A 22,836-nucleotide genomic window follows, 5' to 3' on the forward strand; every position below is an offset into this window, starting at 1 on the left:
ATCCATAGTATCCGTGGTCGGTGTCTCACCGACCACGGATATTTTATAAGCATAAGGGACTTAATTAAAATCATCCTCATTAAAATCTTCTTCGCTAAAATGCTGGCTGCCTATATTCAGCATACTGCCCATCAGGTCTTTAAATTCAATTTTACCTTCCAATACTTTTTTGCTGATGAGCGAATGCGCTGCAAGGCCATGCAATACAAATTCCATCAGTAAAGCATTCTCTTTCTCATTGGCTGCTTTAAAATATTTTTTTACCAATGCATGCAAGCCATCCACCTTGTACAACAGTTGTACTTTATCTTCATCTTTTGTTTCAAAGAAATTATTTAAAGAATTACCGGCATCAAACCAACGTGTGATGGATTTATAAGGTGTGTCTTCGGGTGTTACGTCTTTACCTCTTTTCTTTTTTAATGTATCCGGATTAGGAAAGTACAAACCAAATTGTGTACGGATCGATTTTTCCAGTAAATTAAAAGCTACCTGGTAAGGGCCTTCCTGTTCGCCTTCATATACCAATTCAATTTTACCAGTGATGGATGGAATGATGCCTATCAGATCGCTCAGCCATACCTGTGTTTCCTTTTCTCCATTAATGATGGCCCTGCGCTCTGCGGCACTCACAGCGTTCTCATAAGCGCTGATGGTAAGCCTGGCGCTCACACCACTTTTTTTATCTACCAGTTCGCTTCCTCTTGCTTCAAAAGCCACTTGTTCAATCAAACGTTTTATTAAATCACTTACTTTCACTCTTTGCGATTGTTCATCACTGATACCGGCCTCCTGCTCGGTAATGGCCAGAGATGTTTCAATGCTTTTTGGATAGTGGGTGAGTATCTGGCTTTCAATACGGTCTTTTAATGGGGTTACTATGCTTCCACGATTGGTATAATCTTCGGGATTGGCAGTAAACACAAACAATACGTCCAGCGGTAAACGCAATTTAAAACCACGTATCTGCAGATCGCCCTCTTCTAAAATATTAAATAGTGATACCTGTATCCTGGCCTGCAGATCAGGTAATTCATTAATAACAAAAATGCTGCGGTTGCTCCTGGGTATAATGCCGTAATGCAGTACGCCTTCATCAGCAAAACTTAATTTAAGGTTAGCTGCTTTTATGGGATCGATATCACCAATAAGATCTGCCACACTTACATCAGGTGTTGCTAATTTTTCGCCATAGCGTTGTGTTTTGTGTAACCATGCAATAGGAGTATCATCTCCTTTTTCTGTAATAAGATCAACTGCATATTTTGAAATAGGCTTTAACGGATCATCATTGATCTCACTGCCGGCAACTACCGGAATGTACTCATCCAGCAGGTCGATCATTTGTCTTGCCATACGTGTCTTGGCCTGCCCACGCAAACCTAAAAACAAAATATTGTGTTGCGATAATAAGGCTCTTTCTGTATCAGGAATTACCGAATCTTCGTAACCTAATATCCCGGGAAAAGGATTTTCTTTTGCTTTGATCTTTGTAATGAGGTTGTCACGGATTTCCTGTTTGATACTTTTTGAAACGTAGCCGCTTTTCTTTAATTCGCCAAGTGTTTTAATGTTGTTCATTTATTTAGTTGTAAAGTTTTTGATACAATTAATTTCAGATTCAGTGATGTCCATTTCTGCATAATGCTTAGCCGGAATTTTAGCCAAAACCATTTTGTCTAAAATGTCGATCGTAGCCTTAAAGCTTGCGCCTTCTTCTTGTTTAATAACGATCATAAGATCTTTTGCAGGAGTGTTTCTCTTCTCGATATTTAATAAGGCCGGCAATAGTTGTGTACTTGTTTTTTTGATGCTGCTGCAATCTGTACCATGATAATAGAATAGGGCATCAGTTGAAGAGACCAGCAGGGTTAGTGTTCTTGCACTTATTACAATAGGTGTTTCAGTTTCAGTTTTTTTGATAGGTGCCGGCCCGTCTGTTGCAATTTTAAACCTGAAAACATCTTTTGCCTTTAAGGCTTCCTTTATTATTTTAAAATCGGGGTATTTAGCTGCTGCGCTGCCTGTTATTATTACCGGTATTGTTTCTTCGCTGAATTTAATCTGATGTACTTTTTCAAAATTGGAAAGTACTGCTATTAATTTTTCTTTGGTAGGAGGATCTATTGGTAAAAGATTTCTATTAATGTCAGTAGAATCGTAACTATAATAAACCTTGCCGGTTGCTTCTAAACGAAATTGAAAAAAAGGATTTTCAATTACTTTGGTAGAAACACTTGCTGGCGAAACCACTACTGGAGATGGTGGAGGGGGAGGTGGCCGTAGGTCTGATAACAAATCAATTACAGAAACATCATTGAAATATTTATTCTCTACAGAGTCGGTGTTACTGATTGTAAATTCAATATTGTTTTTGATTAAAAGAGATTTTACATTCAACACTCTTTCTCCAAGATTACCATCACCGCAATTGCCGCCAAATGGTTTAAATAAAACTTTTTTATTTTCTTTTGTGATATTGTAAAGCAGCTTATTAATAAAAACAGAATCGTTGTTCTTGCCAGCCTGCACGGCTTTTGGATTAAAAGTTTCCCCTTCACAATAAAAAATACTATCGCAGCCAGCGATGTAAATATTCACTGTTTCTTTACCCGAGAGCAGATTTTGCCCGCAGGAATATAATGAACTGAAAAAAATAAAACCTAAAAGTATTTTCATCAAAAGTAAATAGTTTGATTATAGCCCCACATTTGGCACATTTCGATCTTTCCGGGAGAGCAAAGGTTTAATACACCGTCTTTCTTTTCCCGCTTTCAAAATCTTTAAAGATGAATGAGCCCAGTTTATCCAAACCTGCAAAGAAGGCTTTACCATTATTGCATTCGGTAAACTCCTGTACAAATTTTTGCAGGTAAGGATCCGTTGCTATCATAAATGTAGTGATAGGTATTTTTAGTTTTTTACATTGCGTAGCTAAACTCATGCAACGGTTTAAAATTTTTCTGTCTACACCAAAACTGTTTTTATAATAACGGGCACCTACTTTTAAACAGGTAGGCTTACCATCAGTGATCATAAAGATCTGTTTATTAGGATTCCTTCTTCTGCGTAACAGGTCCATAGCCAATTCCAAACCTGCTACGGTGTTAGTATGATATGGCCCCACTTGTAAATACGGCAGGTCTTTTATTTCAATGGTCCAGGCATCATTACCAAATACCACGATATCTAAAGTGTCTTTTGGATATTTTGTTTTGATCAGTTCGCTCAATGCCATCGCTACTTTTTTAGCCGGGGTTATCCTGTCTTCGCCATACAATATCATACTGTGAGAAATATCGATCATCAGTACTGTGGAAGTCTGCGATTTAAAATCGGTTTCCCTTATTTCCAGGTCGTCTTCATGCATTTTAAAACTATCAACACCATGATTGATCTGTGCATTACGTATGGAACTGGTAAAATCAATTTGTTCCATGGTATCGCCAAACTGAAAAGGCCTGGTTTCGGGGTTGATCTCGTCGCCACCACCGGGCTTAAAAGTATTGTGGTTGCCTTGTTTGGTTTTCTTCAGTTTACCAAAAATTTCTTCGAGGCTTTTTTTACGAATGCTTTGTTCTGTCTTTGGAGTGATGTGTATCTCGCCGTTTTCCTTCTTCTCATCGATATAGCCTTTGTCTTTAAGGTCTTCTAAAAAATCGCCGATACCATAATCATTGTTGGTGAGTTTATATTCTTTATCCAGTTCATTCATCCATTGCATGGCTTCATTAAAATCGCCATTGGTATAGGTGAGTAGCTGTAAAAAAAGATCCAGCAATTTCTCAAAAGGAGATTTGCCTTGTTCATTGGGATCATATTTGGAAAAGTGGAAGCCTAACATATAAGTTATAAGTTAAAAGTACAGAGTGTAATGTTCAGGTGTCATGACGGTTTAAAACCGTCTGACACCTGCTATACCTACTAAATTACGAAACATTTGAGTGAAGTGTTTGGTTCATTTGTTAAATAAAAAAAATCCCCCGGAGCATTGCCGGAGGATTGTTATTTCAGTTGATATTTTATTTTTTCTTTTTGGATGTGTCTGCTGCAGCTTTAGCATTTGGTGCTACAGGTTTTACATCAATCGGGGGCGTAATATCACCTGGTGGTGGCATTACAGGCCGTGGATTTTTAATTTGCATCATCATCATTTGCATCTGCTGCACACTCTGCATTTCCTGAACCATATTTTCCTGCTTACCCTCTGGCAGTTCATTTAAATAAGTAGCTGTCTGCTCAAGGTCAGTCTTAACACTCTTATATATTTTAGCGGCCAATACAGTATCATCAGCTTTATAAGCGGCTTGCATCATCAGCAACGAAAAATAATTATGCTGCTGTCCTCTGCTTACCATGCCATAAGGGAAATTTTCGTCCAGCATCATCTTGTCGCATTTATTCAGCATGTTCCTTGCTTTTTCTTTGCCTTCGGGGCCATTATCAGCAAGACTGCTTGCAGCTTGTGCATACGCTAAACGAATGCTGTTGAGATGCCTGCGGTTTTCTTCATCAAAATAAACTCCCATTACATTGGCATTACCAAACTGGAACTTCTTCATCATTTTATCGTATACCCAATCATTATTTACCTGGCTGTTTAAAACAGGTACAAAACGATAAGTCAACCCATCCTGGCGTATATACCTGTCAATACCAATATCGCCTGCCCTTTCTGAAGTAAAATATATAGGGCGTTTCCATTTATTAGCGGCAATAATATTTAAAACTGCAGCGTCATTTTTAAAGATCATGTTCTTAGGTATCTCAAATACAACTTCAGATACCACACTGTCAGTTGCATTAACAGTACCATTTTGTTTTACAAAATTCACATCAACAGGGATAAACACTTTTCTTGAAGGAAAGATGTTGAGAATATCTCCATCAGTACCTTTTTCAACTTTAGTAGGATCATCACTGCCTGCAAAATCTTTCATCATGGTGTAAAGGTCCATGGCCTGGTTGGCTTCTAATTTGTTAGCACCCGATCTTGCTTTATAATCGTTGAGCATGGCAGCATTGTTACCATAAATTCTTTCCGGCGCATAAATAACATCCCTGTTTGAGCCTTCAATCTGGTTAGCAGTCCATATCGGGTCGATAGGGTCACTCTCATTAACTTTATAACGCAGTTCATTAATGTACCAATCGGTACCCAGCAAACTGGAGTTGATTACACGGATATCTCTTCTGATGCCTTCCACTTCCTGTGCATACCAAAGCGGGTAGGTATCATTATCACCAAAAGAAATTACAATAGCATTCTTGTCGCAACTTTCCAGGTAATCAATAGCAAGGTCCCTGGCAAGTGTTTTATGGCTACGGTCATGGTCGTCCCATTCCTGGTTGGCCATTATAACGGGCACGGCTAATGTGCATAAGCCTGCAGCAACATAACCTGCAGTTGCCGGAGCTTTAATAAATTTCCCAAACAGGTCTTTTACATATAAAACACCCAGGCCAATCCATATTGCAAAGGCATAGAAAGAACCTACGAAGGCATAGTCCCTTTCACGTGGCTGGTTACCTGCCTGGTTTAAATAAAATACGATGGCGGCACCTGTTAGTAAAAACAGCAGGCCTACTATAAATGCATCTCTTTTATCTTTTTTAACCTGGTAAACAAAACCCAGCAAGCCTAATATCAGCGGCAATGCATACAGGTTATTATTCGCTTTATTTTTCTTTAAACTGTCGGGCATTGTGTTCTGGTCGCCTAATCTCAACCTGTCCCACAGGCCGATACCGGTTTTCCAGTTACCATCACGTACGTTACCCATGTATACGCCCTGTAAATCGTTTTGTTTACCGGCAAAATTCCACATAAAATAACGCAGGTACATCCAGCCTAACTGGTAGCTGAATGCGAAACCAATATTTTCGGCCATGGTAGGCTTGGCATCTTCTTCAGAACCATTACGCATATATTTTCCGTTTGGCCCTCTTTTAAAAGAACCATTGGCATTTTGATCTAATCCCATCCATCCGGCATAATAATCAGCATGGTTCTGGTCATTGCTCTGGTCCCACATACGTGGAAACAAGTGCATGTCTTCAGCTGCATAAGTATATTCTATCTTTCTGCCATTTTTTTCATACTTGCCGTTGCTCTTAATATAAGTCTCGGTTATTTTACTATCAATCGGGGATGCTGTAAAATCCTGTCCGTATAAAATGGGCCAGTCACCGTATTGTTCACGGCTTAAATAACCTACCAGGTTTACAGGGTTATCAACATTATACATATCAACCGATGGATCAGCATTACTGCGTACCATAGTTGTAAAATAAGAGGAGAAACAACCCAGTACCATAAAGGCCGAGCTCCACAAACCTAATTTTAAGAAATTCCAGTTTTTAGCTTTGGCAATGCGTAAGCCTACATATATTAATACGGCAAGCAATACAAAGAAAAATGCAAAACCCGAAAAGAAAGGCATGCCGAAACTGTTTACAAAAAGAATATCAAAATTACCTGCACCTTTAATGGTCCATTGTATTACCGCTTTTTGTATAAAACCTGTAATAATACAGGCCGTTAAAAATGCCCAGAAAACGCCCCAGTTGGTTACTTTATAACGTTTGTAATAATATACCATCACCACAGCAGGAATAGTTAATATCATCAGTAAATGCACACCTACACCTAACCCTACCAGGTAAAATAATACAATGATCCAGCGGTCGGCCCTGGTAAAATGGCCCCTGATGCCTTGTGCTTCTTCCTCATCAACACTTTGTTCCCATTTAAGGATGGCCCAGAATACAATAGCAGTAAAGAAAGAAGACATAGCGTATACCTCACCTTCCACAGCACTGTACCAGAAAGAATCAGAAAAAGTATAAGCCAAAGCGCCTACCACACCGGCAGCCATTACAGCGAAGATCTTTTCAGAAGTTAATTCGGCGCCGTTTTTAGTAACTATTTTACGGCCAAAATGGGTGATACTCCAAAACAGGAATAATATAGTGAAACCACTTGCCAATGCGCTCATCAGGTTAATACCTGTGGCCGCATGCTGCGGATCGAAAGGAGACATGAATATACGGCCGATAAGCGCAAAAAGCGGTGCCCCCGGCGGATGCGGTATTTGTAATTTATAGGCACTGGATGCAAATTCACCGCAGTCCCAAAGGCTGCCGGTAGCTTCCATCGTCATAATATACACAGCACAAGCAATGATGCAAACCAGCCAGCCGGTAATGTTGTTAATACGTTTAAAACTCATATAGTTATTGGTTATAAGTTGGCAAATATAATATGTTTACCGTTTAGAGTTTTACCGTTAACCAATATTTATAGATTTTCAGTGTTATTTATCCTGGTATTAAGAAGTAACATAGCATAAAAGCAGTTGCCGGCAGCAATACAACATAGCTTTTATACGGAGTAATCCCGGCTTTGCTACGGCTTTACTACGGCTTCGCTACGGCTTTGTTATTGCGTTGATACGGGTTTTATGCCATCCTGTGTGGTTGGTAAATACAAAAAAGCTTTACAGCAGCATTCCTATATGAGAAAGAAGGGTATAACCTTATCTTTGAGTTAATGAAGAAAGCCCTCATTCAATTGCATATAGCTGTTTTTTTAGCGGGCTTTACCGCTATACTGGGTAAATTAATACACCTTAATGAAGGATTATTGGTTTGGTACAGGCTATTAATAACCGTCGTTACACTCTTTGTGATCATGTATTATAAAAAGCAACTGGTAAAGATCTCGCCAACAGATGCATTGAAGTTTTTAGGCGTGGGTGCCATTGTGGCCATACACTGGATTACGTTTTATGGCAGTATCAATTATGCCAATGCATCGCTGGCACTGGTTTGTTTTAGTGCTACGGGCTTTTTTACTTCTTTATTAGAACCGCTGATTTTAAGGAAACGAATTGTAGTTATTGAAGTGTTGCTGGGCTTGCTGACCATTGCAGGTATTTATATCATTTTTGATTTTCACCCGCAGTATAAACTGGGCATTGCGTTAGGAATCATTGCGGCACTGGGCAGTGCATTGTTTCCCATCTTTAATAAAGAATTTACAAAAAGATTTGCCCCCCAAACTATAACATTGTACGAAATGGGCGGCGGCCTTATTGCGGCAACATTGCTGGTACCATTGTATAACCTGGAATTTCCGGCTGCTTATTACTGGCCCACGGCAAGCGACTGGGTATGTTTGCTGGTATTGGGATGGTTTTGCACTGTGCTTAGTTTCAATTTGCAATTGAATGCACTTAAGAAAATATCTGCTTTTACTGCTAATCTTACCTATAATTTAGAACCGGTGTATGGCATCATTATGGCATTTATTTTTTTTAAAGAAAATAAATCACTGCACTACCAGTTTTATATTGGTGTGGGCCTGATATTACTTGCAGTGATATTACAGATGTACCGTGTCTATCATCAAACTAAAAACTACAAAACTCCTGCTTTATAAAGGCTTCAGCGAAAATATTAATGTGGCATAGCCGGAATTTTCTACCTGCTCAATTCTTATTTCGTGTTTGCCATTCAATGAGACGATAGCACTATGGTGTGCATCTTCATCATTCACATATTTTGCAGCATCCCAAAAATCAATTACTAATTTGCCATCGATAAAAACTTTTACCAGGTCGTCGGCTGTTACACCAATCCTGTATTTCCCTTTTTTTACTTCAATAGTGCCGGTAGCAACAGTGGCAAAACTATCTGCAGGTAATTGTTTACCAATAGCGCCCCACCAGGTATAATTTATTTGTTTTGCGTTTTCAGTTTTAACGGGCGTGCTGGTTGTAATAAAATCTTTAAACACTTTATAATCTTTATTGGGATTGTGTGCTGCATCCCAGCTAAACCAATTTACACTCCAGTTTATCGTTGGCTTATAATCTCTGAAAGTAAAAGGGTATGGATTGGTTGCAGTCTGCATTTTACCAAACTGGTCTTTAAATGCAGGGCCGGTGTATTCCATTTCTATCTGTACATCTTCGCCGGTTTTTTGTGCCGTGATTTCTGCAGGAAATATGCCGCTTGTGGTGGTGATGCCTGTTACATCATTGGTGTTTTTTATTTTCCATTTGCCGGCCGGGCCAAGTACATCAAAATGATAAATATTATTGCTGTCAATCTTTTTTAAAAAGAGGATAGGGTAGTGGAAATCGTAAGGGCCCCATTCTGTAATGTGAATGTTTTTGCGGCCGGGCATGAGCTCATCAGGAAATTGGTTTTCAATCTTTAGTTTTTTTAGCTGAGCCTTGTCAATATAAATCATCACGTCATAATTTATTATATCTGTTTCGGCAAAGGTTGGTTTTAAAATGCTGTTACCCAAGCGGTGTATTTTGTTATTCGTAGAATCATGGAAATATGCTTCTTCTTCCTTCTTAAAAAAATTGCCATTAATAAAAATACTATCGGTGTTTTTTATATCCAGATGTTTTTGGGCATTATTAAAACGGTTATTGGTGATATCATAAATTCTACTGCTGGTATTGTTGTACTTAGGAAATCCCCAATCTGATGGTTCTTCTTTTTTAGCCCATAGTTTGATGCTTGTTTTATTGCTGTCAAACCAATTCATCAGGATATTATTATTATGCCCATGTTCAATGGCAATTGCAGTATTGTTATTCTTAAAAATATTATTTAGTACAGTTGAACTAAAGCTATAACCGCCCCAGATTCCATTATCGCATTCCAATATCCTGTTGGTGGATATAATATTTTTGCTGAAGGTTACTTCTACGCCATTAGTAGGGGCGTAGGAAAAATCATTTTTATATAATACGTTGTTGTTGCACCCACCTTCACCGCTATCCATCGTTGTTTGCCCTGCCCACAAAAAAAATCCATCGCCGCCATGTGTTACGCTGTTAAAGGCAAATATGTTTTCATTACATTGTTCAAATACAAGTATACCTGCACTATCCTGCCCACGGTTGTAAATGCCATGACTATACCCACGTACATTAAAATCTAATTTATTATGCAGTATTTTATTGCCGCTGCTGCGGTACATACCTATGCCAATACCGGAGTTAAAAGAAAAATCATTATCGTTGACCATGCCATCATTGCAACGCATCATCATTAATGCACATTGCCCGCCGGTAATGGTATTATGCTGAATAGTGGCATTGCTGCAATCTTTTAAATAGATGCCGGCGCCATAACGAAGCCATTCGTCATTTTCGTTGTGGTGGTAACTCATCCAGTCGCTCACATCTTCGCTAAGCCAGGTGCTTTGCAATTGCTGGCGGTAGTTATAGCTGAAATCGCAGTATTCTATTTTTAAGTTTTTGCAGCCATTAGCTATCAGGGCCACTTTATAGCCGGCTACCCGGGCATTTTTAATGGTGATATTATTGCCCTTTACAAGTATCGCCTGCCCGTAAAATTCGTTGGGATAAATTTTATTGTTGCTGCCCTGAAGCAAGGCATTATTAAAATCCACGGTGATATTATTGCCTTCAATGATAATTACGGGGCTTTTCAGGGAGTCGCCGCCATTGATAAGATACCTGTCTTTTTTTATTTGTACCGAAGTTTTTATGATCATCCCTTTTTGCAGGGTAATTGGTGGTGCAGCCGTAACAGTACTGAAAATGAAGCAGATGGCTATTGTTAGCCCTAAGGTTGGTATCTTTGTGTTCATGGCTTAAAGGTAGATTATTAACAGTTTTGAAGCACTTGTGAGTATTTTTAGGGGTAAAATCAAAAATTAATCCTGTTTAAGTGTCGGAAATCCATTTTAAATCTTACCTTTGCCGTCCAAAAAATTAGTACAATGGCTAGAGTATGTCAGGTTACAGGAAAGAAGCCGATTACCGGAAATAAGGTTTCGCATTCTAACATTAAAACAAAACGCAGGTTTTTACCTAACCTGCAAACCAAGCGTTATTTTCTTGCAGAAGAGGACAAATGGGTTGTTTTAAAAGTATCTTCCGAAGCAATCAGAACCATTAATAAAAATGGTTTGATGAGCGTAGTTAAAGGATTACGTGCTGCTGGAGAAAAAATCTAAACGTCAATCTGTTAATAGTTAATCCGGATAAACGAATTAACCAGTTAACTAATAAACAATACAACAATGGCAAAGAAAGGCAACAGGGTGCAGGTTATTTTAGAATGTACCGAGCATAAAACAAGTGGTAAACCAGGCACAAGCCGTTACATTACTACTAAAAACAAAAAGAACACACCTGAAAGAATGGAGTTGAAGAAATTCAATCCTATCCTTAAGAAAGTTACTGTTCACAAAGAAATTAAATAAAACAAGTTAATTAGTTAATCCGTTAATTAGTTAAAGCGTTTTATACGAATTAACCAGTTAACCAATAAACATACTACAATGGCAAAAGCAGCATCAAAGAACGCTAAGATCAAAGATACCAAAGCGGCAGCAGACGCAAAGAACTGGACTAAAGTGATACGTACTGTACGTAGCCCTAAAACAGGCGCATACACTTTTAAAGAGCAGATCGTTCACAAAGACAAGATCAAAGATTTTTTAGCTAACTAAGATCTTCTTGCGTACAATAAAATATTTTAAAGCTTCCCCATTACCGGGAGGCTTTCTTTATTTAAGTTAGCCCGGATTTTTTGCCACAGATTCACAAAAAATACAAAAAAAGAAATTTGTGTAATCTGTGCAATCTGTGGCAAAACCAAATAAGGCGAAGCCTTAATTTAAAATGCTGTGTGCACAAGAAGCTTTAAATTTACAACGGATAATAATTAATCATCAACATTTATGGGACTCTTTGATAAACTCTTTGGTAAAAAGCAACAGCAGGAAAGTTTAGAGCAGGGATTACAAAAAACCCGGGAAGGCTTTTTTAGTAAAATAACAAAAGCCATTGCTGGTAAAAGCACTGTTGATACCGAAGTACTGGATAACCTGGAAGATGCTTTGGTAAGTGCAGATGTGGGCATTGAAACCACAGTGAAAATTATTGAACAGATTGAAAAGCGTGTGGCAAAAGATAAATACCTCAATACATCGGAACTGAACCGTATTCTTAAAGAAGAAATTCAGAATATTTTAGTTACTGCCCCACAAGATACCAACTACGAAGATTATGAATTACCGGCAGGGCATAAACCTCATATCATTTTAGTAGTAGGGGTAAATGGCGTAGGCAAGACCACTACCATTGGTAAACTGGCGCATAATTTTTCCAAAGCAGGTAAATCAGTATTACTTGGTGCCGCTGATACTTTCAGGGCGGCAGCAGTGGACCAGTTAACTATCTGGAGCGAAAGAACCGGTGTGGATATTGTAAAAAAAGAGATGGGCAGCGATCCTGCATCAGTAGCATTTGATACCGTAAAAAGCGGCGTTGCAAAAAATGTGGATGTGATCATTATAGATACAGCGGGACGTTTGCATAACAAAGCTCATCTGATGGACGAGCTCACTAAAATAAAAAGGGTAATACAAAAGGTTATCCCTGATGCACCACACGAAGTGATGCTGGTGCTGGATGGAAGTACCGGGCAAAATGCATTGGAACAAGCCAAACATTTTACCGCAGCAACTGATGTAACTGCACTTGCTATTACCAAATTAGACGGCACCGCAAAGGGCGGTGTGGTATTAGCCATTGCCAGCCAGTTTAAAATTCCTGTAAAATTTATTGGTGTGGGCGAAAAGGCGCAAGACCTTTTGGTTTTTGATAAACAATTGTTTGTTGATGGCCTTTTCAACCCAGGTGCATAAATCTTTCTTTAAAATTGTGCTTAATTATTTGCATTTGTAAAATGAACGTATTACGTTTGTTTTAGTTTTCTTTGTTTAGAGAACCTACTCTCAGCATTAGTTTAATCTACTATTTTCTCCTGGCAGGATTTAATATCTACAACGGATACAGGTAAAAACACGGGGTTGTTTCTGGAACTAATTTATTATCATGCAACGCAATTTAATTTTTCATTTTTTTTGAAAAGTGGCATCATCAATAGATATACATACATTTTAAATGGTAATGATTATGGCAACTAAAAAAAAGAAGGCAAAGGCAAAAAAAAATGTGACTGTAGTAAAAAATGACAGCACTGTAAAGTCTTTACTAAGAGGAGGAACCCCGGTAGCATCTGCTGATGTTGCAACACCTGTTGCAGGCAAACCCACTACAGTAACAGTAACTTTTACTGCAGGTATAGGCAACCTTACAGCAACATTATTTAAACATTTAACCGGTGCTATAATCGGTCATGATAGTGTAAATACCAGTGGTACTATTATTTTCAATAATGCCAATACGGGAGATGCTATTTCTATTAATGGTGGCTGCACCGGCACTGTGGTAATTAATGTTGATGTGAGTACAGATCCGGCCACACCGGTAAAATTTTCGGCGGGCAATATCAATTTTGGTTTTGATATCCTGTAATCAGTAATTGTAAAAAATATGCAGCAGCTAAAAAAAATATTGGTATCTGTTACATTTATTTTTGTTTGTAATGTATGTTTATGCCAGGAGTTTAAGCCCTTTACACCACTCACCGCCGATTCGCTCGCCACAGGTAATTATAAAGATGTGCTGAGCAGTTTTTTTCAGCTGGCATTTAATAATCTTATCGGCTCCAATAAAGAATTGAAGTTTACATCAAACCCGTTTGCGGTAATGGCAAAAATGAACCCTGCGTTAATGGTGGATACGAATTATTACAAGTACAGAAATTTACGAAAGCTCAACTTCTCTTTTGCAGGAAGGCTTGATACATCTTACCGGTTCAATGGATTTACGTCATCCGTAAATTATGCCATCATTAATAAAAGAGATATTACTGTATCAAGAGCTTTTCTTATATCGGCCTATAATAGCAATGGAGAATTTAACAGGCTTAACGATTCTTTCAATCAGTATATAGCAACTATTGCTGATGCGGATTCAAGAAAGAATGTGAGAAAAATTTATACTTCTGTTTTTACAGATTCCAGTACAGTAAATTTTGATGACCTTGATACAGCTGCACAGCACCTGATCATCAAATTGGCAAAGCAATCCAATGCCACGCATTTTTTAAACCTTATACAACTTAATCCTTCTACTAATATCCGTGCAGCTTCTCAACAAAGTTTCGACAGCCTGAAAAAATTATTTCAAAATAAATTATTGTGGACGGTGGGTATAGCAGATACCACTTACCAGGATCAATTCATGTTTTCTAATATTGTTATTTCTTCCCAGTTATTAAAAGGAGTAATTGACCCTGGCAGAGCCAGTAATGTAGAACTGAATATAAAAACAAATGTAAATTTTGCAGATGATACCGCTACAACCGGCAGGGGTTTAAAACGCAGCATTTTTACTTTTGAACCCGGACTTAACTGGGTATTGAAATCGAAGTTTAACCAGCAATCTTTAGTAGAATTTCAATTCAGCGGTAGCTATAACCATATTTTAAAAGGTATGTATACAAATGAAAAAAAAGACAACCTCACATTTAATGGTACTATAAGGGTCAGGATCATGAATGATATCTGGATACCGCTCGAATTTAAATACGATCCCCGTAACGGAAATGTGCTTGGTTTTATAAACGTGAAAGCAAACTTTAATGCATTATCAAAAACTATGAAAAGCTTATAGGTAAATAATAACATCTAAAATTTGATGTGGTATGCCAACAGACCTAAGCCCACGTATAAAAGCGATTCAAAAAATAATTGGTGTTGCAGCTACAGGTGAATATGATCTTGCAACGATCGATCAATTGGTAAGTATTATGCAGTTGCAGCCGGATGGGAACAGCATGCAGTCAAAAAAAGAAGCTATACAGAAAAAACTGGGTTTCAGCGGTACAAAAATAGATAACATCTTTGGCGTTAATACCACTACAAGGCTGGAGTTTTTTGTAAGTAGTTCTTTGCCTGACCTGCCACCGGGGGCTTCTATGATCGTTTCAAAAAAAGGACTTGATCTTATCATACAAAGCGAAGTTTCTGGCGAGGCAGCTTATAACCTGAAATATAAAAATCCCACCTGGCCTAAAAGTGATAGCGGTGTTACTATTGGTATTGGTTACGACCTGGGTTTTGAAACTGCTGCAGGTATACAAGGCGATTGGGCAAACTTTTTAAGCACCGCAGATATCAATAAACTAAAATCGGTGGCAGGGTTAAAAGGCCTGGATGCAAGAGATGCATTGGCAAATAATGTGGGAGGTGTCAGGTCTGTATCAATACCCTACGAAGCGGCAAAAGAAGTTTTTTATGTAAACTCCATGCCCGGCTATGCAAGATCCACAAAATCTATTTACCCGGGTGTAGCGGTATTGCCTCCCGATGCACAGGCCGCCTTACTTTCGATTGTGTATAACCGTGGGACCAGCTTAAGTGGCAACAGGAGGATGGAAATGAAAAATATTGTTGCACTGGTTAGCAGTGAAGACCTGGAAGGAATTGCTGCTGAAATAAGATCGATGAAACGTTTATGGACAACACCTGATACAAGAGGACTTGTTATCAGAAGAGAAAAAGAAGCGGTACTGGTAGAAAATGCCTCCTTCTTTTTTAATCCCGGTGATATTATAATTGTATAAAAGAAAAACCGGGTTCAGTAACAACACAAGCATGATTATTTAAAAAGCCGCTTCTGTACAGAAGCGGCTTTATTATAACTGAAACAAACAAAATTTTAATTACCTCCCACACCCATTCCGCCACTGCTTTGCTGCGAACGTTTGTTTTCTTCCTCAATAGCTTCCTTACGTTGGCGGGCAGCTTTTACCTGGCTGTTACCAAAGCGGTAGCTGAAGTTTAATTTAAACTGCCTGCTTTCCCAATGTGCCAGTACATCACTGTGTTGACCTGTATAATCCAACGATCCTTTAAAGCGCAACAGTTTAAACATGTCGCTTACAGAAGCTTTAAGGTTACCCATACCTTTAAAAATGGTTTTTTGTATACCACCATCAATACTGTACAGGCCACGAGCCTTAATAGTACCCTGGTAAACTGAAGGAGAATTGTAGAAACCACTTAATTCTGCTTTATACCCTTTACCTAAATTGAAAGAGTTTTGCATAAAGAAACTTACCGCTACCACATCCAGGTTAATCTTACGGTCTCCGCCATCATAATCTGCTTTGTACTTGGAATAAAAACTGTTTAAATTAGCAAAGAAGCTGTACCATTTCTTCTGAAAAGGATAGCTTACATTAAGGCTCACAATATCCTGTGTGGCCAGGTTCTTTTTAGTTATAAAACTTTTTGAACCCAGTGTATCTGGTATTTGCGCAAAAATATCTTTAACATGACTGTAGTTTAAGCCTGTATTCAGCCTGTATTTATAGGTATATGTAAAGCCTACACTATTGGTATACTGAGGCCTTAATTGTGTGTTACCCTTCATGTAAGTATAGTCATTGATCTTAAATTCAAATGGATTCAGATCCTGGTAAACAGGCCTGTCTATACGACGGCTGAAAGTAAAACCAAATTGTTTCATCGGGTTTTTATTGAACGTAATGGCACCACTTGGAAAGAAGTCTAAGTAATTTCTTTTTACAGTAGTATCAAGAGGTACATATACCGGTGTGGTAAATTGAGGTGCTACATTTTTGAACCCGGTTGTTCTTCCTTCTGAAGTAGTATTCTCTGCACGTAAACCAACCTGGATAAAAAATCCTTTGTAAGCCTTATTAAAATTTACATAAGCCGCATTGATATTTTCATTATAGCGGAAACGATTACTGGAAGCTGTATCATATACTTCTGCATTATTGTTGTAGATGTTCCAGCGGGCAAAATCATTATCAGTATTTACAACGCCTATCTTACCTCCATAACCAAGTCTGCCTTTTTTAAAGTTTTGTTCATAGTCGCCTTTTAAGGCAAAAATTCCAATGTCAGTAGGTGATACGGTGCGGTAAATATTGCTGTTCAGCTTTACATTGGTTGAACCATCATAATAATCGTTGGGCTGGTACTGGTGTGTACGTAAATTAAAGAAGCCATAGTCTGCATCCAGGTTCAATTCTGAACCACCTGTAACTGCGTAACGATAATTTAAATTGAAATTGACATTGCTGCGTGTGGTAGCATTGTCACCATTGGCCAGTAATAAACGGCTAAGCGTATTAGTTGGTTTGTAAATGATCTTCATCGGTCCTTCTGTAACAATATCACTGGCAGAAACATTACCGTTAACAACAACACCGAAGGTGCTTTTTTTATTAATGAAAAAATCCACGCCTGTTTTAAAATTATGACCGTATTTATTGTTTTGTGTAATTCTGCTCTTCTGATCAAAAATGGTATCTTTTTGTATCCTGTATATACTGAAGTTGCTTTCATTTAAACCCTGGTTATAGTTGTAATTACCAAACAGGTTCATTTTTTTATTACGGTGGTTAAGTGCTATTCCTCCGTTGTATTTTGCATAAGTGCCAATATTGTATCCTGCATTCACACTACCATTGGTACCAATGGTTTTATCCTTCTTCAATTTAATATTAATGATACCTGCATTACCGGCTGCTTCATATTTGGCAGAAGGGTTTGTGATCAGTTCTATTGACTCGATCTGTGAAGATTGTAATGATTTTAAATACGCAGCAAGGTCTGCCCCCGAAAGCGGGCTTGGCTTGCCATCAATGTAGATCTGCACACCATTTTTACCAGAAAGGGTAACATTGTCGTCCTTATCCACAATAACCCCGGGAGATTTTCGCAGCAATTCCAATGCATCATTGCCCACAGCGTTAATAGTACCTTCTACATTTACGATCATTTTATCTGCCCTTACTTCTACCATTGGTTTTTGACTGGTAACAGTTACAGCCTGCAAGCTTTTTTCGGCAGGTTTTAAAGCGATGGACGGAGCAGTAGCTTTTTCACCATCGGCAACGTCAAAAGCAGGCGTGCCGGCTTTTTGCATGCCAGTGGCGGTAACCCTGATAAAATACTTGCCGGCTTTAATAGAAGGCATTTCGTAAGTACCGCTATTGTTGGTAACAGCAGTTTTTGCCAGGCTGGAGTCCTTGGCATTGTGTAAGGTTACCGTTGCGGCGGCTACACCGTTTCCGGTAGCATCTTTAACCTGGCCGGTAATTGTTGAAGAATTTTGAGCTTTCAGCTGAAAGGCTGAGAATAGGATTACGGCTGCAATAAGCAGTAGTTTCTGTTTCATGGTTATATACTTTAATATTTCGCCGCAAATTTAACTTTTACCTTTTATAAACAAATGGTGATTATTCACGAACTGTTGTTTTTAATGATGAGTGGTTAAAATGAGATTAAAATTTAAGAATCATTGCTGTATTCTCAATAAAAGCATGTAAGAGGAAAAAATTAAATTCCGTCTCTAATAAACCTTCAATCTTCAACTTTCAACTTAAATGTTACCTTTGCCCACATTAATTATGAAGACAAAAACACTAAAGAAAGATAAGGTTAACATTATTACGCTGGGGTGCAGCAAAAATATGGTTGATAGCGAAGTGCTTAGCGGCCAGTTAATTGCCAACGAGATAGATACGGTGCATGAGAGTGCCAAAAAAGACCACAATATTGTAATCATAAACACCTGTGGCTTTATTGAAAAGGCAAAAGAAGAAAGCATTAATACCATATTAGACCAGGTAGAGTTAAAGAAAAAAGGCAAGCTGGATAAAGTGTATGTAACCGGCTGCTTAAGTGAGCGCTACAAAAATAATTTAGAAGACGAAATACCTGAAGTGGATGCCTTTTTTGGCACGATGGAATTGCAGGGCATGCTGAAACAATTTAATGCCGATTACAAAGCAGATCTTATTGGCGAACGCTTATTGTATACGCCTCAGCATTACGCTTATATGAAGATAAGCGAAGGCTGTAACCGCACCTGTTCGTTCTGCGCTATTCCTTTAATGAGAGGGCAGCATGTAAGCCGGTCGATTGAATCTTTAGTGGATGAAGCCAAACGTTTGGTAGATCGTGGAGTAAAAGAAGTAATGTTGATTGCACAGGAACTGACTTACTATGGGTTAGATATTTATAAGAAAAGAGAATTGCCAAAATTATTACATGCACTTGCAGATGTAAAAGGTTTGGAATGGATACGTTTGCATTATGCCTATCCTTCAAAATTTCCATTGGAAATAATTGATGCAATAAAAGAAAGAGAGAATATTTGTAATTACATTGATATGCCATTGCAACATGCTGCCAATAATATGTTGAAAGCAATGAAGCGGCAGATTACAAGAGAAGAAATGGAAGACCTTGTTGGAGCGATAAGAAATAAAATTCCTGATATCTGCTTACGTACAACATTAATAGCAGGCTTTCCTGGTGAGACCAGAGATGATGTGGAAGAATTAAAAATGTTCCTGCAGAAAATGCGTTTCGACAGGGTGGGCATTTTTACTTACAGCCATGAGGAAGGAACCAGTGCACATGATTTAGTTGATGATGTACCTGCAGAAGAAAAAGAAGAAAGAGCACAGGAAATAATGGAAGTGCAACAGGAGATTTCTTTAGAAAAGAACCAGGAGAAAGTAGGCAAAACTTTTAAGGTATTGATTGATAAAAAAGAAGCCGGCCGGTATTTGGGCCGTACTGAATTTGATAGTGTGGAAGTAGATAATGAAGTAATTATAGAAAGCAAAAAGAAATTGATCATCGGCGATTTTGTGAACGTGAAAATAACAAAGGCCTATGATTATGATATTGAAGGAGAAGTGGTGTAGCTATTATTGAAACGCTTGTATTTTGAACTTTGAATTTAAAGTATACAATGAATTTTTCAGCCCGGAATATTCCTTATCAATCAACTGGTTTTTTTAGCAAGCTTGTGAGTGATTATGTTGATCAGTCGCAGCAATTGCAGCCATTTCTTTCTTTTGCGCCAACTTTAACTGGAATAAAAAAAGCTATTGAAGAAAGAAAAAAACATCCTGCCAACAGGAAGGCATTAGTTGATGTGTTGATGAAACAATATGCCACTGTTGAAACATCAGAAAAAGCAAAAGCAAATATTACTGCGCTGCTTTCAGATAATACTTTTACTATTACTACGGCGCATCAGCCTAATATCTTTACCGGCCATTTATATTTTGTGTATAAAATTTTACATGCTGTAAAACTGGCCGAAACATGTAAAAAAGAATTACCCGAAAATAATTTTGTGCCTGTGTATTACATGGGCAGTGAAGACGCTGACCTGGATGAGCTGGGCCATGTATTTGTGAACGGAGAAAAATACGAATGGCAGACCAGTCAAACCGGTGCGGTGGGAAGAATGAAAGTGGATAAGGCATTGATCAGACTGATTGATGGGATTGCAGGACAGGTGTTGATTCATCCATTTGGTGCTGCCATTGTTGATATGATGAAGGCCTGTTATAAGGAAGGCGTAACCATTGAACAGGCTACATTTAAATTGGTAAATGAGCTCTTTAAGGATTATGGTGTGCTGGTGGTGTTGCCCGATGATACAGCATTAAAATCACTTTTCATTCCTGTAGTAGAAAAAGAATTGAACGAAGAATTTTCTCATAAAGCTGTAGCGGCAACTGTTGCAGCATTTCCTGCGGCGTATAAAGTGCAGGCAAGCGGCAGGGAACTGAATTTATTTTATTTAAAAGATGACAGAAGGGACAGGATAGAAGTGGAAGGTGCAAAATATAAAGTGCATGATACCGCAATTGTTTTTACAAAGAATGAGGTATTAGAAGAATTGCATCAGCATCCTGAACGTTTCAGTGCCAACGTAATCCTGCGGCCTGTTTTCCAGGAAATGATATTGCCCAATATTGCCTTCATTGGCGGCGGTGGTGAAATTGCTTACTGGCTGGAACTGAAAAAGGTTTTTGAAGCCGTGCAGGTACCGTACCCGGTTTTAGTACTCCGCAATTCTTTTATGATAGTGGAAAAGGAACAGGTTGTAAAAAGCAAAAATTTAGGTTTTACTATTCCTGACTTATTTAAAGGTGAACTGGAATTGCTGAACAGTTTTGTGAAAAGAGAAAGTGATCTGCAATTAAGTCTTGAAGCAGAAAAGCAATTTTTGCATGAAGCGTACAACAAATTGAAAAATATTTCCGGGGCAGTGGATGTAACACTCGCCAAACACACTGAAGCATTGCAGGTGCAGGCACTTAAAAAAATTGTTGCTTTAGAAAAGAAAATGATGAGGGCAGAAAAGAAAAAATTTGAAGCACAGCAACGCCAGCTGCATAAATTAAAAACAACATTATTCCCCAATAATAATTTACAGGAACGTATTGAAAATCTAACACCATTTTATGCTAAATGGGGAGCTGATTTTATAAGATTGCTTTATGAAAACTCTTTAGGGCTGGAACAGGAATTTGTGATCCTGGAAGAAGTGTAGCCAAATTATTATTTGGTTTCATTTTAACATTATTTAGCAGCTCTTATAAAACCATGGCAACAATTATTTTGTAAATAGGTAAAATAATAAGCTGATGAAAAATTTATTTGCCATTATTGCACTGGTTACATTTTCTTCCTGTGCACAATCTCAAAGTAGCAGTAATTTAAAAATACCCCTTGGGTCAAAAGTGAAGTCGGCCAATGAAGCGATGGCTGTATTTGGCGAGGGCTGCTTCTGGCATGCAGAAATTGTGTTTCAAAGTCTGGCAGGAGTAAGGGATGCCGTATCCGGTTATGCCGGTGGTACAGTGGCTAAGCCTGATTACGAAACAGTTTGCACAGGAAGTACAGGCCATGCGGAAGTGGTGCAGGTGTTTTATGATACTACAAAAATATCCTACGAAACTTTGGTGAAAGCTTTTTTTGCCAGCATGGATCCCACTGAATTAAACAGGCAGGGAAATGATGAGGGAACACAATACCGCTCTGTAGCCTTTTACCAAAATGACAGGGAGAAACAAATTATTGATGCAGAAATCAAAAGGATAACTGATTCAAAAAAATACAGCCACAAAATTGTTACGCAGGTATTGCCTTATAAAACTTTTTATGCGGCAGAAGATTATCACCAGGAATATATTTACCATCATCCTGAAAACGGTTATGTACAAAATGTTTCTATACCGGATTACCTGGAATTCAGAAAAGAATTTAAGGGCAATTTTAAAAAGTAAGTACTATGAAATTTAAAATACTCATTGTACTTACATTTATTGCTTTGGTTGCAATAGCATGTGGAGTTAAAAAATCACCGCAGTCTTATCAAACAAAAAACGACGGTATGTTTGCGCCTGTTGCTGTAATAGAATTATTTACTTCACAAGGCTGTTCCAGTTGCCCGCCTGCAGATGCATTGCTGGCACAAACAATTGCCAGTGCAAAAAAAGACAATAAGAATATTTTTGCTTTATCCTTTCATGTAGATTACTGGAATCGTTTGGGATGGGCCGATCCTTTTAGCAATGCAGCATATTCAGCAAGGCAAAGTAATTATGTAACTGCATTTAAATTAGACGGTGCTTACACACCGCAAATGATCGTAAACGGTAAAGACCAGTTTACAGGTTCTGATAATGATGCTTTATCTAAATCGCTAAGCAATGCATTAAGTATAAATGCCGGGATAAATTTTAAAACCTTAACGGCTACTTGCAAAGACGATAAAACAATTCATTTACAATATGCATTGGAAGGTGAATTAACAGGTAGTGCAATTAATTTTGCTTTAGTTAGCCTGAAAGAAACAACGATTGTAAAACGTGGCGAAAATGGCGGGCATACATTAACCAACGAAAATATTGTGCGTCAATTGATCACCACAAAAGCAGCCGCATCAGGTGAAATTAATTTTGCAGCTTCACCAGTACCTGAAAAAGAAAATATAGCTATGGTAGCTTTTGTACAGCAGGAAAAAAGCCTGAAAATTATTGGTGCAGCAATGGCGAAAATTAATTAAGCAA

18 protein-coding genes are annotated in these 22,836 nt (G+C 38.2%); 12 read left to right on the plus strand and 6 right to left on the minus strand.

Features of this window, described 5'->3' with window-relative positions:
• Positions 1 to 60 precede the first annotated feature (60 nt).
• From ACQ334_RS18615 to ACQ334_RS18630, 4 genes are all read right to left on the minus strand, one after another.
• Entirely contained in the window at positions 61 to 1,581 is a 1,521-nt protein-coding gene (locus tag ACQ334_RS18615) for a magnesium chelatase (RefSeq protein WP_430989765.1), read from the minus strand.
• Positions 1,582 to 2,679, minus strand: a complete 1,098-nt coding sequence (locus ACQ334_RS18620) for a hypothetical protein (RefSeq protein ID WP_430989766.1) — start codon at positions 2,677 to 2,679, stop codon at positions 1,582 to 1,584.
• A 67-nt stretch (positions 2,680 to 2,746) separates the two neighbouring features.
• Complete coding sequence (locus ACQ334_RS18625) at positions 2,747 to 3,844, minus strand: vWA domain-containing protein (protein WP_430989767.1); 1,098 nt, start codon at positions 3,842 to 3,844, stop codon at positions 2,747 to 2,749.
• A 178-nt stretch (positions 3,845 to 4,022) separates the two neighbouring features.
• Positions 4,023 to 7,232 carry a glycosyltransferase family 117 protein gene (locus ACQ334_RS18630; RefSeq protein ID WP_430989768.1) on the minus strand — a complete coding sequence of 1,070 codons (3,210 nt, stop codon included), beginning with the start codon at positions 7,230 to 7,232 and terminating at the stop codon, positions 4,023 to 4,025.
• 320 nt (positions 7,233 to 7,552) lie between these two features.
• On the opposite strand from ACQ334_RS18630, the gene ACQ334_RS18635 reads away from it, so the two are divergent.
• Entirely contained in the window at positions 7,553 to 8,443 is an 891-nt protein-coding gene (locus tag ACQ334_RS18635) for a DMT family transporter (protein ID WP_430989769.1), read from the plus strand.
• Here the strand turns inward: ACQ334_RS18635 and ACQ334_RS18640 are convergent.
• Positions 8,438 to 10,642 (minus strand): right-handed parallel beta-helix repeat-containing protein, encoded by a 2,205-nt coding sequence (locus tag ACQ334_RS18640; protein WP_430989770.1) that lies wholly within the window; start codon positions 10,640 to 10,642, stop codon positions 8,438 to 8,440. The genes ACQ334_RS18635 and ACQ334_RS18640 overlap by 6 nt on opposite strands.
• A gap of 132 nt (positions 10,643 to 10,774) precedes the next feature.
• On the opposite strand from ACQ334_RS18640, the gene rpmB reads away from it, so the two are divergent.
• From rpmB to ACQ334_RS18675, 7 genes are all read left to right on the plus strand, one after another.
• Positions 10,775 to 11,011, plus strand: a complete 237-nt coding sequence (gene rpmB / locus ACQ334_RS18645; RefSeq protein WP_430989771.1) for a 50S ribosomal protein L28 — start codon at positions 10,775 to 10,777, stop codon at positions 11,009 to 11,011.
• Positions 11,012 to 11,077: 66 nt separating this feature from the next.
• Complete coding sequence (gene rpmG, locus ACQ334_RS18650; protein WP_430989772.1) at positions 11,078 to 11,260, plus strand: 50S ribosomal protein L33; 183 nt, start codon at positions 11,078 to 11,080, stop codon at positions 11,258 to 11,260.
• A gap of 78 nt (positions 11,261 to 11,338) precedes the next feature.
• A complete protein-coding gene (locus ACQ334_RS18655) occupies positions 11,339 to 11,509 on the plus strand; it encodes a DUF4295 domain-containing protein (protein WP_430989773.1) in 171 nt (56 codons plus the stop codon).
• A gap of 231 nt (positions 11,510 to 11,740) precedes the next feature.
• Positions 11,741 to 12,709, plus strand: a complete 969-nt coding sequence (gene ftsY, locus ACQ334_RS18660; RefSeq protein WP_430989774.1) for a signal recognition particle-docking protein FtsY — start codon at positions 11,741 to 11,743, stop codon at positions 12,707 to 12,709.
• Between the two features lie 271 nt (positions 12,710 to 12,980).
• Positions 12,981 to 13,382 (plus strand): hypothetical protein, encoded by a 402-nt coding sequence (locus ACQ334_RS18665; protein WP_430989775.1) that lies wholly within the window; start codon positions 12,981 to 12,983, stop codon positions 13,380 to 13,382.
• An 18-nt stretch (positions 13,383 to 13,400) separates the two neighbouring features.
• Positions 13,401 to 14,585, plus strand: coding sequence for a hypothetical protein (locus tag ACQ334_RS18670; protein WP_430989776.1), 1,185 nt, complete (start codon positions 13,401 to 13,403; stop codon positions 14,583 to 14,585).
• Between the two features lie 31 nt (positions 14,586 to 14,616).
• Positions 14,617 to 15,537, plus strand: a complete 921-nt coding sequence (locus ACQ334_RS18675) for a hypothetical protein (RefSeq protein ID WP_430989777.1) — start codon at positions 14,617 to 14,619, stop codon at positions 15,535 to 15,537.
• 95 nt (positions 15,538 to 15,632) lie between these two features.
• On the opposite strand, the gene ACQ334_RS18680 is transcribed toward ACQ334_RS18675, so the two are convergent.
• A complete protein-coding gene (locus ACQ334_RS18680; RefSeq protein ID WP_430989778.1) occupies positions 15,633 to 18,128 on the minus strand; it encodes an outer membrane beta-barrel protein in 2,496 nt (831 codons plus the stop codon).
• A 232-nt stretch (positions 18,129 to 18,360) separates the two neighbouring features.
• Between ACQ334_RS18680 and rimO the strand changes: the two genes are divergently transcribed.
• The 4 genes from rimO to ACQ334_RS18700 all read left to right on the plus strand — a co-directional run bounded on the left by rimO (position 18,361) and on the right by ACQ334_RS18700 (position 22,832).
• Positions 18,361 to 19,668, plus strand: coding sequence for a 30S ribosomal protein S12 methylthiotransferase RimO (gene rimO, locus ACQ334_RS18685; RefSeq protein WP_430989779.1), 1,308 nt, complete (start codon positions 18,361 to 18,363; stop codon positions 19,666 to 19,668).
• Between the two features lie 47 nt (positions 19,669 to 19,715).
• Entirely contained in the window at positions 19,716 to 21,314 is a 1,599-nt protein-coding gene (bshC, locus tag ACQ334_RS18690) for a bacillithiol biosynthesis cysteine-adding enzyme BshC (RefSeq protein WP_430989780.1), read from the plus strand.
• Positions 21,315 to 21,408: 94 nt separating this feature from the next.
• Positions 21,409 to 22,050, plus strand: coding sequence for a peptide-methionine (S)-S-oxide reductase MsrA (gene msrA, locus ACQ334_RS18695; RefSeq protein ID WP_430989781.1), 642 nt, complete (start codon positions 21,409 to 21,411; stop codon positions 22,048 to 22,050).
• A 5-nt stretch (positions 22,051 to 22,055) separates the two neighbouring features.
• On the plus strand, positions 22,056 to 22,832 hold the full coding sequence (locus ACQ334_RS18700) for a DUF1223 domain-containing protein (RefSeq protein ID WP_430989782.1): 777 nt from the start codon (positions 22,056 to 22,058) through the stop codon (positions 22,830 to 22,832).
• Positions 22,833 to 22,836 lie beyond the last annotated feature (4 nt).

The organism is Ferruginibacter sp. SUN106 (assembly GCF_050611765.1).
Taxonomy (GTDB): domain Bacteria; phylum Bacteroidota; class Bacteroidia; order Chitinophagales; family Chitinophagaceae; genus Ferruginibacter.